This is a genomic window from Litchfieldia alkalitelluris (genome assembly GCF_002019645.1).
Taxonomy (GTDB): domain Bacteria; phylum Bacillota; class Bacilli; order Bacillales; family Bacillaceae_L; genus Litchfieldia; species Litchfieldia alkalitelluris.
Window position 1 is genome coordinate 232,034 of record NZ_KV917374.1, and the last position, 13,838, is coordinate 245,871.

A 13,838-nucleotide genomic window follows, 5' to 3' on the forward strand; every position below is an offset into this window, starting at 1 on the left:
AAAAAGAAAATGTTTTTCTACTCTCCTTCTCAACATGTTAACAATTATTAGAATACTGCTTTGGAATTTTTAACTATATAGATAAATATATTATATTTTGCTCGAAATGTTAACTAATTAATACTTTCCAGGACTAATTTATATTCTAGCCTTATAAAAAAGCAAGGGTAACCGGCGCGAAATAATGATACTAGGTTAAACCTTTATACTTTCTTAACAAGAAATAAGAACATGCCCTTTCTTAAGAAAAACCTTAGTTATAAATGCTTTCAATACGAGAAATTACCTTATCTCTCCCAAGAAGGTGGATAGCCATTGGTAAGTCCGGACCGTGTGTTTGACCTGTCGTTGCTACACGGATTGGCATAAAGAGCTTCTTACCCTTTTGGCCAGTAGTTTTTTGAACAGTCTTCATAGCAGCCTTAATATCTTCTGCTGAAAAAGATTCGAGATTTTGCAACTCACTAACAAATGCTTTTAGAACTTCTTCAACCTGTTCTTCAGCTAATACTTCTTTTGCTTCTTCCTCATAAACAAGTTCTTCTCTAAAGAAAAGATCAGTTAGTGGAACAATTTCTGCACCAAAGCTCAATTTTTCTTGATGTAAGGCAATAAGTTCCTTAGCCCATTCTCTTTCATTCTCAGACATATTTGTAGAAACACGACCCGCTTTAACTAAGTGTGGTAATGAAAGCTCCACTAACCTTTCAATGTCCAAGGTCTTAATATATTGATTATTCATCCATGTTAGTTTTTGTGTATCAAAAACAGCAGGAGATTTCGATAATCTATCAGTATCAAAAATCTCTATAAATTGATCTTTGTTATAAAGTTCTTCTTCCCCAGCTGGTGACCAACCTAATAGCGCAATAAAATTAAACAATGTCTCAGGTAAATAACCTAACTCTTCATACTGCTCGATAAACTGAATGATTGACTCATCACGTTTACTCAGCTTTTTGCGGCTTTCATTCACGATTAAAGTCATATGGCCAAACTGAGGGATATCCCATCCAAACGCCTCGTAAATCATTATTTGCTTTGGGGTATTTGAAATATGATCCTCTCCGCGAAGAACGTGAGTAATTTGCATTAAATGATCATCAACAGCAACTGCAAAATTATACGTTGGCGTACCATCCTTCTTAACAATAACATAATCACCTATTCCATTTGACTCAAATGAAATTTCACCTTTTACCATATCATTAAATGAATATACTTTATCCTCACGTACTCTGAATCGGATACTAGGTAATCTTCCCTCTTTTTCAAAAGCTTCCTGCTCCTCCGTTGAAAGATTACGATGTTTGCCAGAGTACATTGGCATTTCGCCTCTAGCAACTTGTTCTTCACGCTCTTGTTCAATTTCTTCTTCGGTACAATAACATTTATAAGCAAGTCCTTTTTCAAGAAGCTCTTCATAATACTTCTTATAGAGATCATTTCGCTCAGATTGACGGTATGGACCAAAATCCCCACCTACGTCAGTGCTTTCATCCCATTCGATACCTAGCCATTTTAAATATTTTAATTGACTTTCTTCTCCACCAGCTATGTTTCTCTTTTTATCTGTATCTTCAATACGGATGATAAATTTACCGTTTTGGTTACGTGCGAATAAGTAATTAAATAGTGCAGTTCTTGCGTTTCCGATATGTAAATGTCCTGTGGGACTTGGTGCATAGCGTACTCTAACTTCTTGTGTCATGGTTATTCCTCCAACATCATTTTTCTTTTTTATTTATGTCTACCCTGAAAATACATAGGTTGAAGATTCATTCGCTGCAGTTCACTCGCTTTCCGCGGGGCGGTCCAGGAGCCTCCTCGTCGCAAGGCTCCTGTGGGGTCTCCCGAGCCCGCTATATCCTGCAGGAGTCGAGTGACCTTCCGCTCATTCCAACTGAGTTAGTACTTTTCATCCTTCATGGTGCAAATAACTTATTTCCTCACTGATGCATTATATTTACGTGTTTTTCACTAATAAAACAACTGCTTGTGCTGCAATTCCTTCTTCACGTCCTGTGAAACCAAGTTTTTCTGTTGTGGTTGCTTTTACATTTACCTGAGAAGTTTCTGCATCTAGTAACATGGCAATTCGTTCCCTCATTTGGCCTATATACGGCGCCATTTTTGGTTTTTGTGCAATAATGGTACAGTCTATATTTCCTAAGGAATATCCTTGCTTTTTAATTAAGTTCCATACATGAGATAACAATTTAGCAGAGTCTGCATCTTTAAATGCAGGATCCGTATCAGGAAAGTGCTTTCCAATATCTCCAGCAGCAATTGCACCCAAGCATGCATCTGCAACTGTATGTAATAAGACATCTGCATCTGAATGACCTAAAAGACCTTTTTCAAAAGGGATCTCGATTCCACCGATAATGAGAGGCCGTCCTTCAACCAATTGATGTACATCATAGCCTTGTCCAATTCGAAACATACCATAACCCCTTAAATTTTATTATTTATCCTAGACTTAAGAATTGCCTCTGCAAAAAGTAAATCCTCAGGTGTTGTTATTTTTATATTCATATAATCACTTTCAACAATATACACATTTTTTCCTATTCGTTCAACTAAACTTGCATCATCTGTACCTAAAAATCCTTCTTGTACGGCTTTTTCATGTGCATCTCTAAGGATATCTATTTGAAATGCTTGAGGAGTTTGTATCGCCCATACGTTAGAACGATCAATTGTTTGAATAACTGCCGATTGGCTGTCTACTTGTTTAATTGTTTCCTTCACAGGAACAGCCAAAACTGCCGCACTATGGGTCAAAGCCTTTTCAACCAGAGTATGTATAAACGCTTGTTTCACAAATGGCCTAGCTCCATCATGAACTAATACCACACTTGAATCCCCTATTACTTTTAATCCACTATAGACACTGTCTTGTCTTTCTTTACCACCCGGAACAATTTTGTGAACCTTGTTTATCCCATATTCATTCAACAAAGCTTCAATTTCATCTAATTCTTTGGGATTTATGACTAAAATAATTCCGTTGCAACGTTGATCTTCTTCAAATGCTCTTAGCGTATGGACGATAAGTGGCACGGATTGGATTTCTAAAAATTGTTTGTTGATTCCCGCCTGCATACGACTACCTTGCCCTGCAGCAAGAATAATGATTTCATATTGCATCAATTTCACCTCTTTATCATAGGTTCTTTCTGGAAGATTAAATATTAGAAGTTCTCTCCTGAAAACAACCTAGGTCGTTTGAGTTCCATGCGCTGCGGATCTACTTGCTTTCCGTGGGGTGGTCCGGGAGCCTCCTCGTCGCCTAGGGGCTCCTGTGGGGTCTCCTGAGACCACTAAATCCCGCAGGAGTAGTGGCTCTCCGCACCCATGGTTCAAATTTTCTTTTGCATTGAAGTCTACCCGGCAACGTGAAAACTCCTTCCCCTCCCGGAAGATAGAGCCTAAATTCGGAGCAATGGATTGTTTTCTAGAAAAAAAATCTTGCTAAAGATGGTATATTTAAATATTTTTCAATTAATATGTAAAAACACAAAAAAAGAGGCTTGCTTAGGATAGATATCATTCGGCAATCTCAGTCTTTTGGACCTAAGCAAGTACAACCGAGTCACCATCTATCGTTTCAAACCTCCACTAAATCTATAATGCCTTTTCTAGTAATTTAGGCTTTGCAAAAATCATCCTACCTGCAGATGTTTGTAAAACACTTGTTACTAGAACTTCTATATGCTTTCCAATATAATCTCTTCCATCTTCAACAACAATCATCGTACCATCATCAAGATATGCGATACCTTGATTATGTTCTTTACCGTCTTTTATGACTTGAACATGCATTTCTTCACCAGGTAGCACAACCGGTTTAACGGCGTTGGCTAAATCATTGATGTTTAATACAGCAACTTTTTGTAATTCACATACTTTATTTAAATTAAAATCATTAGTAACAACAACACCTGATGTGAGTTTTGCAAGCTTAACTAACTTACTATCTACTTCTTGAATTTCGTCAAAATCACCTTCATAGATTTCAACCTTTATGGCTAATTCTTTTTGAATCCGATTAAGAATATCAAGTCCTCGTCTTCCTCTATTTCTTTTTAAAACATCAGAGGAATCTGCAATGTGCTGGAGCTCTTCCAAGACAAATTGAGGAATCACAATTGTTCCTTCTAGAAACCCAGTTTGACAGATATCAGCAATTCTTCCGTCAATAATAACACTCGTATCTAGAATTTTAAGCTCCTTACTCTTTTTTTCTACTTCTTCTTCATCGATTCCCTTTTTCTTGTTTTTATTTGAGATAGAAAACAAACTTACAAGTTCATCTCTTTTCTTAAAGCCTACTTGGAATCCGAGATAACCTAGTAGTAATGTAATGAAAATGGGGATGACCGTATTTACGACAACAAATTGAATTTTGCCTAGTGGAATCACGATTAAGAAAGCGACAATTAACCCCGATATAAGACCTAAAGTACCAAAAATAACATCAGTGATTGGTGCTTTTATAAGAGTATCTTCAAGCCATTTTATTAAACCTACGATATAATCGACTAACCAAAAAGTAGTAAAAAATAAGATAATTGCACCTAAAACCGCTAATGTGTATGGCCTATCTAAAAAAGGAACGTCAGCAATATTTAATATTTCAAGAAGCTCTGGTATAAAGAAAATTCCTAGAGTTCCTCCTACGATTAAGAAAAATAAATGAACAATCCGTTTTAACATTCCTTCACCTCCTCATACTCATTATAAACACTTTATACTAATTGAAACCTACAATAAATAGTTTTTTTAAAATGTAAAGGTAATGACATGTACATGTAACGTTTTAAGAGGTTTCTTTCAAATTATCATTCCCATTTTCCTTCGTCAAATGAGCATAACATCATAATTTTCTAAAATAAGTTCAAATTTCTCGGTCGATCGAAAGCTGATTCTTTATTCGCTTTAAACCCGCTTTAATATTTTTAGCTCGAACCTCACCTATACCTTCAACTTCATCTAATTCCTCTACGGTTGAATGTAAAATAAGTTTCAATTTTTTAAAATGAATGACTACATTTTCTATAATATGTGATGGAAGTCTAGGAATTTTATTTAGAATTCGGTAGCCTCTCGAACAGATGATCTCATCCATGTTTGTTAATGGAGAATAGCCTAAAAGCTTTAAAATAATCATATCATCTAGCAGTTCCTTATTAGATAGTGTCTGCAATTGGTCTAGGATAGAATAGGGATTTGCTACTGGGTCTTTTGAATAGTCTTTTAGGATTAATGCTGCTTCTTCCTCGATACTAACAAGTAACTCATCCAATTGAAGGCTAAGCAGTCTTCCTTCAGTTCCTAATTCATTTACATAACAGAGAATTTCACTTTTTATTCTGACTACCATTTCAATTCGATGTAAGACTTGGATAATATCTTTAAAAGTCACTAGGTTTTCAAATTCAAGTGCTCCGATGTTTGTGATTGATTGCTCCAGAACAGATTTATATTTATCTAGTGTTTGTATCGCTTGATTTCCTTTTGTTAAAATCACACCAATATCTTTTAATACATAAGTAAGGCCACCCTTATATAGTGTGATGACATTTCTTCTTTGCGAAATGGCAATAACTAGATTTCCTGTTTGCCTCGCAACACGCTCAGCGGTTCGATGTCTCATACCAGTTTCAGCAGAATAGGTTGACGGGTCGGGCATTAGTTGTGCATTGGCAATTAATATTTTTGCACCCGCATCATCTAAAATAATTGCACCATCCATTTTGGCAAGCTCATAGAGTGAGGCTGGAGAAAAGCTACAATCTATTTCAAAACCACCATCAACGATTCGCTCCATCTGAGAGTTATACCCAATAACAATTAGTCCTCCTGTTTTGGCGCTCAGCACATTTTCAATTCCTTCACGAATTGGTGTACCTGGAGCTACAAATTTCAGTATTTGAGCTAAATTTTTTTCATGATGTATAATCTCATCCAATTTTTTACCCCCTATTGTCCTAATCCATATTGGAGTGCCTGACGTACATCAGAGACACCTACTACCTCAATCCCTTTTGGTATTGTCCATCCCCCAATATTTCTTTCTGGTAAAATGACTCTTTTGAATCCGAGCTTAGCTGCTTCTTGAACCCTTTGCTCAATACGGGATACACGGCGGACCTCACCCGTTAGTCCTACTTCGCCAACAAAAACATCTGTGGCATTAGATGGTTTATCTCTAAAGCTCGATGCTATGCTGACCGCAACAGCTAAGTCAATTGCAGGTTCATCCAGTTTAACGCCTCCAGCAACTTTTAAATAGGCATCTTGATTTTGTAGCAATAAACCCACTCTTTTCTCTAGTACTGCCATTAACAACGAGACGCGGTTTTGATCAACCCCAGTTGCCATTCTTCGAGGATTTCCAAAGCTTGTTGGTGAAATAAGTGCCTGTATCTCCACAAGTACTGGCCTCGTTCCCTCCATGGAAGCCACAACTGTAGAACCTGCTGCCCCTTGAGAGCGCTCTTCAAGAAAGATTTCCGAAGGGTTTGCTACTTCATCCAGGCCGGATTCTTTCATCTCAAATATTCCCATCTCATTTGTCGAACCAAAACGGTTTTTTACAGCACGTAAAATTCGATAGGTATGATGGCGCTCACCTTCAAAATATAATACGGTATCTACCATATGTTCTAATAATCTAGGACCTGCAATTGAGCCTTCTTTTGTCACGTGGCCGACAATAAAAATGGCAATACCCTTTGTTTTTGCAATTCTCATTAATTCAGCTGTACATTCTCTCACCTGTGAAACACTTCCCGGTGCCGAACTAATCTCTGCATGATACATCGTTTGAATGGAGTCAACAACAACAAAAGAAGGATCTAATTCTGATATTGATTTGGTGATATATTCTAAATCAGTTTCTGATTGTACATATAAATTATCAGAAGTCACACCGAGACGATCAGAACGAAGCTTTGTTTGCTTGACTGATTCCTCACCGGAAATATAGAGGACACGGTTTTCATTAGCTAGCTGGGCGGAAACTTGGAGTAGTAATGTAGACTTACCGATACCAGGATCCCCACCAATAAGGACAAGAGAGCCACGGACAATACCGCCACCTAACACGCGGTTGAATTCCTGACTGTTGGTAAACATTCTTGGCTCACTAATGGTTTCTATTGAGGTAATAGGTGAAGGCTTACTTAAAACAGAAGAATTCGAGTGATTAAAAGCACCTTTTCTGGCAACCTTTTGTTCCATTTCTTCCACAAGGGTATTCCACGCATTACATCCAGGACATTTCCCCATCCATTTAGCGGATTCATAGCCACATGCTTGACAACTAAATTTCGTTTTTCTTTTTACCATATTTAATAAAACCTCTCTTATTAGAATACCGACAACTTCACTAAAATATGAACGTTTTTGCAACTTACTCTCTATTTTCCACTATATTAAATGAGCAAAGGCTGACCCAACCAATTGAAGCGAATTACTCGAACATCTCTCAATAAAATGAAGATGCCCCTAGTGATTCGACGCAATTTGCTTGGATCAGCCTCTATACTGATTTATACTTGATTCACTTTTTCCGCTGCCTTTACCACAAATTCACCATCTTCAATATCCATAACAATCTGCTTCCCTTTTTCAATCGTTCCTTTTAGAAGCTCTTCAGATAAACGATCCTCTATTTGCTTTTGAATCGCTCTTCTTAATGGACGAGCCCCATACTCAGGGTCATAACCTTCTTCTGCAATTTTTTCAATAGCAGCTTCTGTAATCTCTAAATCAAGCTCTTGCTCCTTCAGTCTCTTCGTTAACTGCTCTGACATAAGAACAACAATTTCTCTTAAGTGCTTTTTCTCTAAAGAATGGAAGACAATAATTTCATCGATACGATTTAAGAACTCAGGACGGAATGCCTTTTTCAGCTCCTCCATCACTTTACCTTTCATATCTTTGTAATTCTGCCCTTCATCTTGAACATTGAAGCCTACATACTTGTTACGCTTAAGAGTGCTTGCACCAACGTTTGATGTCATAATTAAAATCGTATTTCTAAAATCAACTGTACGTCCCTTAGAATCTGTTAATCGACCATCTTCTAAAACTTGTAATAAAATATTAAAGACATCTGGATGAGCCTTTTCAATTTCATCTAATAGCACAACAGAATATGGTTTACGACGTACTTTTTCAGTTAATTGACCACCTTCATCATAGCCAACATATCCTGGAGGTGACCCTACTAAACGTGAAGTCGAATGCTTCTCCATATATTCAGACATATCAATGCGAATCATGGCATCTTCATCACCAAAAATGGACTCAGCTAATGCTCTTGCAAGCTCCGTTTTACCGACACCAGTAGGTCCTAGGAAGATAAATGAACCAATCGGGCGTTTAGGGTCCTTAAGACCTGCGCGCGCGCGTCTAACTGCCTTAGAAACGGCTTTAACGGCTTCCTCTTGCCCTATCACTCGATCATGAAGAAGACTCTCCATGTTTAATAACTTATCTGTTTCTGTTTGTGCTAGCTTTGAAACAGGTATACCAGTCCAGCTTGATACAACCATGGCAATATCTTCAACTGTAACTTCTGAGTTTTCCTGACCTTGTTTTTCTTTCCACGTTTTCTTCGTTTCTTCGAGCTGCTCACGTAAACGTTGCTCAGTATCTCTTAACGATGCAGCTTTCTCAAATTCCTGACTTTGAACAGCAGCATCCTTTTCTTTACGGACTTCTTCAAGCTTTGCTTCCAGCTCTTTTAAATTTGGTGGTGCAGTATAAGAACGTAAGCGGACCTTTGAGCCTGCTTCATCAATTAAATCAATCGCCTTATCAGGCAAGAAGCGATCAGAGATATATCTATCAGATAGCTTTACAGCTTGAACAATCGCTTCATCTATAATAGAAACCCTATGATGTGCTTCATATCGGTCACGTAATCCTTTTAAAATTTGGATAGACTCATCAATTGTCGGCTCATCGACTGTAATTGGTTGGAATCTTCGCTCTAACGCTGCATCTTTTTCAATGTACTTACGATATTCATCTAATGTCGTTGCACCAATACACTGAAGCTCCCCACGAGCTAATGATGGTTTTAGAATATTAGAAGCATCAATTGCCCCCTCTGCTCCTCCAGCACCAATCAGTGTATGAAGCTCATCGATAAATAGAATGATATTTCCAGCTTGGCGAATCTCATCCATCACCTTTTTCAAACGATCCTCGAATTCCCCACGATACTTAGTTCCAGCAACAACTGTCCCCATATCTAGTGTCATTACACGCTTATCACGTAATGTTTCTGGCACTTCATTATTCACGATTTGCTGAGCTAATCCTTCAGCAATTGCTGTTTTACCTACACCTGGTTCACCAATAAGTACTGGATTATTTTTCGTACGACGGCTTAACACTTCAATCACACGTTGAATTTCCTTACTACGACCAATAACAGGATCTAAGCTTCCTTCTCTTGCAATCGCAGTTAAATCACGTGCAAGACTATCTAATGTTGGTGTATTAGCACTAACCGCTCCTCCACCTTGATGTCCTGATGAAGACTCGTTGCTTCCAAGTAGCTGTAACACTTGTTGTCGTGCTTTATTTAAACTTACTCCTAAATTATTCAGTACGCGAGCTGCAACACCTTCGCCCTCACGAATAAGCCCTAATAAAATATGTTCCGTCCCGACATATGAATGACCTAACTTTCTCGCTTCGTCCATTGATAGTTCAATAACCTTCTTTGCACGAGGAGTATAGTGAATGGTTTGTGAAGCATCATGACCTCTACCAATTAATGCTTCAACTTCTTTTTGAATTTTCTCAGGCCCTAATCCAAGTGCTACAAGCGCTTTTGCTGCAATTCCTTCTCCCTCACGAATTAATCCTAATAAAATATGCTCGGTTCCAATATTATTATGTCCTAATCTTACTGCTTCTTCTTGCGCTAATGCTAATACCTTTTGTGCGCGTTCAGTAAATCTTCCAAACATCATATTTCATCGACCTCCAAGCCATTTGTCTTTTTTTCTTCTAATTTTAATCTTTCTCTTATTAGTGTCGCTCTTCGAATATCTCTTTCATTAGGTCTCAATGCCCCGCCTGAATATAACTGCAAAAATCCAGGCTGAGTTAAAATCATTAATTCATTCAGTATATTACTAGATAAATCCCTAATATAACCTAAATCTATTCCCAATCGAACATCCGACAAACATTTAGCAGCTTCCTTTGACTCAATAATCCTGCTATTAGCTAGGATTCCATAAGAGCGATACACTCTGTCTTCTAATTGTATGTTCGAAGTCTTAACTAATGCGTCCCTTGCTGAACGTTCTTGCGAAATTAGCTGACTTACAACACTTTTTAAATCCCCAACTATATCTTCTTCTGTCTTACCAAGAGTAATTTGATTAGATATCTGAAAAATATTACCTAGCGCTTCACTACCCTCACCATATGTGCCTCTGACTACCAATCCTAATTGATTGATCGCAGGAATAATCCGACTCATTTGTTGTGTTAATACTAATCCAGGTAAATGCATCATTACAGAAGCCCTTAACCCAGTCCCAACATTGGTTGGACAACTTGTTAAATATCCTCTTCTCTCATCAAAAGCATAATCAACTGAAGTTTCAATCCAATCATCTAATTCATTCGCCGTTTTCAGAGCCTCTTCTAATTGAAAACCTGGATATAAGCATTGAATTCGAATATGATCTTCTTCATTGATCATAATACTAATTTCTTCATTCTCAGATAACAAGCATGCTCCAAAAGGAGAATCCTCAGCTAAATGCGGGCTAATCAAATGTTTCTCAACAAGCACTCTTTTTTCGACTGGCTGAAGCTCATTCATATCTAATAATTCTAACTCACCAATTCCAGGAAACTTTTTGTTGGAAAAGTTCGTTAAAAAAAGTTGAATGACCTCCTTTGATTCTTCGTTGGATGCTAAAGCAGGAAAAAGGCTATTTTCCATATTTCTAGCTAAGCGGATTCTTGAACTTAGCACAATATCCATTTCGGGGCCTTCTTGATTCATCCAAGAACTTATTGCTTTATCGATGAAACGTTCGAGTGACATTTTTTATTGTCCCCCCTCTCTATTTTCGTCCAGTAAGCGTTCCAATTCCCTTACCTGATCTCGTACCTCAGCAGCCTTTTCAAATTCCTCTAGACTAATAAACTCCTGCAAAGATCCCTTCAGCTCAGATATTTGTTTTCTAAGGTGAATACTCCCCCCGATTCTCTTAGGAATCTTACCATTATGAGTGGTATTTCCACTATGAACTCTCTTTAATATTGGATTTAATTGATTGCCAAACGTCTTATAACAATTCGAACAGCCAAATCTTCCAACCTTAGCAAATTGAGAAAAAGTCATTTTGCATTTCTCGCACTGAATGACTTCACTTTTTTGAAAAGCAGTATCTTTACTTGGTTCTGCCATTGCTGGCTCAATATTTAATAGCCCAGCTAATAGATTATGAATTGAAAATCCATTATTTCCTGAAAACATAAACATTTCACTTTTTTCATGGGCACAATGCTCACAAATATGAACCTCTGTTTTATCACCATTTACTATTTTCGTGAAATGAAGGGTTGCTGGCCTCTTATTACATTCTTGACATATCACTTGTTTCACCTCTTTATTAATCAACTTAATTTAACAAAGGCTAATTTTTGACTTGCTCTTCATCATAAGAAATAAAGCTAAAGGCATTTTACTTTCCAGGCAAATTCATGAGAAACTATTTTATTTATACATCAATGATGTCAACATGGCTTTTAACATTCTTGCACGTAACTCATCACGGTATGGGAGTTCAAGAAATAACACTGAACGATCTATCACACTCAGCATAATCTTGGCTTCTCTGTTAGAGATAATATCTTCCTCTACTAAGCGAAAGATAACATCTTCAGCACTTGCCTGACTAACTCGGTGCTCAATTAGGTGAATCAATTGCTCAATTAGATGGGCATCATCATTTGTTTTCACCTTCATGATCCGAATATAGCCTCCGCCACCACGTTTACTTTCTACGATATACCCTCGTTCAAGGGTAAATCTTGTATTAATTACATAATTAATTTGAGATGGGACACATTCAAACTGCTCTGCAACTTCACTTCGTTTAATTTCTACAATATCACGATCACTCAATTCGAGGACCTGCTTAAAATATTGTTCAATGATATCAGAAATATTTCGCACTTCGGCTCCACACCCCACCTTGACTTTGACTATATTTGACTTTAACTATACTATAATGAGAATTAAAAAAATTTTCAACTATTGTGTTTGTTACCTTTATTATCCTTGCCAAAATAACCAATTTGCAAAACTATTTTTGAATTTTATGTGTACAATTTTAATTGCAAATGTAAACTAAAGAAGGATATTCTTCTATTACCTGTCTTGCTAATAAGTAAACCTCTAAACAAATTCATTTAAATGAGTGTATATTTCTAACTTTTATTCATATTTATTTCAATAATAGGCTTCTTTATCGCAAAGTGGGTATAAGGCTATGAATACTTATCTTTAACAGGAGGGGGAAATGTGGATTACCTAATTACCGATCAAATGGTTACATCAACGATACGGTTATCTCTTATCGTATTATTAAGTGGTCTAATTGGCATTGAACGAGAAATGAAAAATCACCCTGCTGGATTAAGAACACACATGCTAGTAGGGGTTGGCTCATGCTTATTAATGCTTGTTTCAATTTTTGGCTTTGAAAATTATCTAAATGAACATCCTAATCTTGTCGGGTATGACCCAAGTAGGATTCCATCGTATGTGATCTCAGGTATCGGATTCTTAGGGGCAGGTACTATTCTAGTTCATCGAGGGATCACAGTAAAAGGTCTTACAACAGCAGCAAGTATATGGGTAGTTGCGGGATTGGGATTGGTTGTTGGAATCGGTATGTTCTTTGAAGCAATCCTAACAACCATGATTATTATCACTACACTTTTCTTCTTAAATAAATTAGAAGCTCTTTACAAGAATAAAGTGAAAGGGGAAAAATTTGCCCACCTATCACTTGTAGTTAAACAACAAGCAGGCAACCTCTCCGTCTTAAGTGAAATAATTTCTAGAGAAAAAATAGAAATTGTCGAAATTGATTCAGAAGAGTATGATACCGATCATTTTGGATTGGTTAAATACACTCTTCTTGTCAAAATACCTAAATCCACTAATCGACAGTCATTAGTTGAAAAGCTACAAAAATTGACAATTGTTCATAAAGTGAAAGTTAGAAATGGGAAGGATTAAATGTTTATGCGGCTAACTAGTATCTCGAACTAGTTAGCTTTGGGTACATTTCTCCACCACACTTCTTACATGAAAACAAGGTGGATTGGTAGGATCTACAAACCCAAGGTATGTAGATCAGCTATTACTCTAAGAGGTATTTTTGCTTTTTTTACAAATGGATGTGTCATATCCTGTTAATATCACTGTAGTTGAATTTAAACGGAAAAATTCCACTTAAATTAGGAAATATCAACATTTCCCTAAAAATAACCGGAGTTTTTCCGCTTATATGAACCTTATCTTTAGATTTATTCATATATTAGAGAAGTTAACCGGAATTTCTCCGCCTATATCTGCATCATAAGCCTCTACTAGATACATTAGCCGGAATTTTTACCCCTATTAGACACGAAAAATCAACTAAGTTAATAACAAAAAAGTTCATTATGATCCGTGCTGCCTCATCCATAAATTTCTTTAGAAGATATCGATGTTGGAAAAGACTTCACATCATTCCAAGAATTACATTTCTATGATTAACTTGGAAAAC

The 13,838-nt window shown here is 37.0% G+C and carries 11 protein-coding genes and 1 other annotated feature (1 of these 12 cut by a window edge); of the genes, 1 reads left to right on the forward strand and 10 read right to left on the reverse strand.

Going from position 1 to position 13,838, the window contains the following annotated elements; genetic code table 11:
• Positions 1–42: a binding site (T-box leader), on the reverse strand (it extends 195 nt beyond the left edge of the window).
• Between the two features lie 211 nt (positions 43–253).
• From gltX to BK579_RS01260, 10 genes are all read right to left on the reverse strand, one after another.
• A complete protein-coding gene (gene gltX / locus BK579_RS01215) occupies positions 254–1,711 on the reverse strand; it encodes a glutamate--tRNA ligase (protein ID WP_078543168.1) in 1,458 nt (485 codons plus the stop codon).
• Positions 1,712–1,966: 255 nt separating this feature from the next.
• Positions 1,967–2,446, reverse strand: a complete 480-nt coding sequence (ispF, locus tag BK579_RS01220) for a 2-C-methyl-D-erythritol 2,4-cyclodiphosphate synthase (protein WP_078543169.1) — start codon at positions 2,444–2,446, stop codon at positions 1,967–1,969.
• A gap of 11 nt (positions 2,447–2,457) precedes the next feature.
• Entirely contained in the window at positions 2,458–3,153 is a 696-nt protein-coding gene (ispD, locus tag BK579_RS01225; protein WP_078543170.1) for a 2-C-methyl-D-erythritol 4-phosphate cytidylyltransferase, read from the reverse strand.
• Between the two features lie 477 nt (positions 3,154–3,630).
• The gene (locus BK579_RS01230) at positions 3,631–4,722 is read right to left on the reverse strand and encodes a PIN/TRAM domain-containing protein (RefSeq protein WP_078543171.1); all 1,092 of its coding nucleotides are present in this window, start codon (positions 4,720–4,722) and stop codon (positions 3,631–3,633) included.
• 181 nt (positions 4,723–4,903) lie between these two features.
• Positions 4,904–5,977, reverse strand: coding sequence for a DNA integrity scanning diadenylate cyclase DisA (gene disA / locus BK579_RS01235; protein ID WP_078543172.1), 1,074 nt, complete (start codon positions 5,975–5,977; stop codon positions 4,904–4,906).
• An 11-nt stretch (positions 5,978–5,988) separates the two neighbouring features.
• On the reverse strand, positions 5,989–7,359 hold the full coding sequence (gene radA / locus BK579_RS01240) for a DNA repair protein RadA (RefSeq protein ID WP_078550298.1): 1,371 nt from the start codon (positions 7,357–7,359) through the stop codon (positions 5,989–5,991).
• 203 nt (positions 7,360–7,562) lie between these two features.
• Positions 7,563–10,004, reverse strand: a complete 2,442-nt coding sequence (clpC, locus tag BK579_RS01245; protein WP_078543173.1) for an ATP-dependent protease ATP-binding subunit ClpC — start codon at positions 10,002–10,004, stop codon at positions 7,563–7,565.
• A complete protein-coding gene (locus BK579_RS01250) occupies positions 10,001–11,098 on the reverse strand; it encodes a protein-arginine kinase McsB (protein WP_078543174.1) in 1,098 nt (365 codons plus the stop codon). Before BK579_RS01250 ends, clpC begins: the two co-directional genes overlap by 4 nt.
• 3 nt (positions 11,099–11,101) lie before the next feature.
• Positions 11,102–11,653 (reverse strand): protein-arginine kinase activator protein McsA, encoded by a 552-nt coding sequence (locus BK579_RS01255; RefSeq protein WP_078543175.1) that lies wholly within the window; start codon positions 11,651–11,653, stop codon positions 11,102–11,104.
• Positions 11,654–11,773: 120 nt separating this feature from the next.
• Positions 11,774–12,235 carry a CtsR family transcriptional regulator gene (locus tag BK579_RS01260; protein ID WP_078543176.1) on the reverse strand — a complete coding sequence of 154 codons (462 nt, stop codon included), beginning with the start codon at positions 12,233–12,235 and terminating at the stop codon, positions 11,774–11,776.
• A gap of 348 nt (positions 12,236–12,583) precedes the next feature.
• Between BK579_RS01260 and BK579_RS01265 the strand changes: the two genes are divergently transcribed.
• Positions 12,584–13,306: an MgtC/SapB family protein gene (locus BK579_RS01265; protein WP_235848306.1), complete on the forward strand. Its 723-nt coding sequence runs from the start codon at positions 12,584–12,586 to the stop codon at positions 13,304–13,306.
• The last annotated feature ends 532 nt before the right edge of the window (positions 13,307–13,838 follow it).